Raw genomic sequence first — 1,054 nt, forward strand, 5'->3', positions numbered from 1 at the left:
TGTATTGCCTTGAGAGGTTGGGGACGCGGCTGGCGGGTGGTTGGCCTTTGAGTGCGGTGTGTCCGCGGTGGTGATTGTAGGTGTGCAGCCATTGCGGGAACGCTTCGCGGCGCTCGGCTTCTGACTGGTAGGGGCGGGCGTAGGCCCACTCGTCCAGCAGGGTGCGGTTGAAGCGTTCGACCTTGCCGTTTGTCTGGGGTCGGTAGGGCCGGGTGCGCTTGTGGGCGATCCCGGCCGCTGCGAGGGCGTCGCGCCAGTCGCGTGAGCGGTAGCAGGAGCCGTTGTCGGTCAGTACCCGTTCGACGGTGATACCGGCCTGGGCGAAGAAGGCGTGGGCCCGCTGCCAGAAACCGGTGGCGGTCTCCTTCTTCTCGTCCGGGTGGATCTCGCTGTAGGCGAGGCGGGAGTGGTCGTCGACGGCGGTGTGCAGGTAGCTGTAGCCGAGGTTGGGGCGGCCGTGACGGGTGCGGGGCCGGGTGGGGTCGCGGTGCGCGGAGCTGTTGCGGCCGCCCTGCGCTCTGCCGTGGACCCTGTGTCCGCCGCCGTCGGGGATGTTGCCCAGCTTCTTGATGTCCACATGCACCAGTTCGCCGGGCCGTTCGCGTTCGTAGCGGCGCACGACGCGGCCCGTGGCCCGGTCCAGGTGGGCCAGGCGGGCCAGGCCGTAACGCGTCAGCACGCGGTGCACGGTGGAGGGCACCAGGTGCAGCAGGTGCGCGATGCGGGCCGGTCCCCACCGGCGCAACAGGCGGACCTTAAGGATCCTGCGTTCGGTGCGGGTCGGGGTGCGGCGCGGGCTTGTGCGCGGACGGCTGGAGCGGTCGGCCATGCCTGCCTCGCCGAGCCGGCGGTAGCGGTCGGCCCACCGCTGGGCGGTGGTCGGCGAGACCTGGAAGCGTTCCGCGGCCCGCCGCAGTGGCCAGCCGTCGTCCACGACGCAGCGGGCCAGGCGCAGGCGTCCGGTCTCGGTCAGGGGTGCATTACGGTGGACCACGAGGGCCTTTCTGTTGGTGTAGACGTCGCAATCCACACCGAACCGGAAGGCCCTCACCTG

General features: G+C 70.6%; 1 protein-coding gene. It reads right to left on the bottom strand.

All coding sequences use genetic code 11. The features are described from left to right. A partial coding sequence (locus ACWDD7_RS37905; RefSeq protein WP_450460737.1) for an IS481 family transposase occupies positions 1-994 on the bottom strand: 994 nt, incomplete at its 3' end. Positions 995-1,054: the final 60 nt, after the last annotated feature.

Source organism: Streptomyces sp. NPDC001056 (assembly GCF_053598955.1).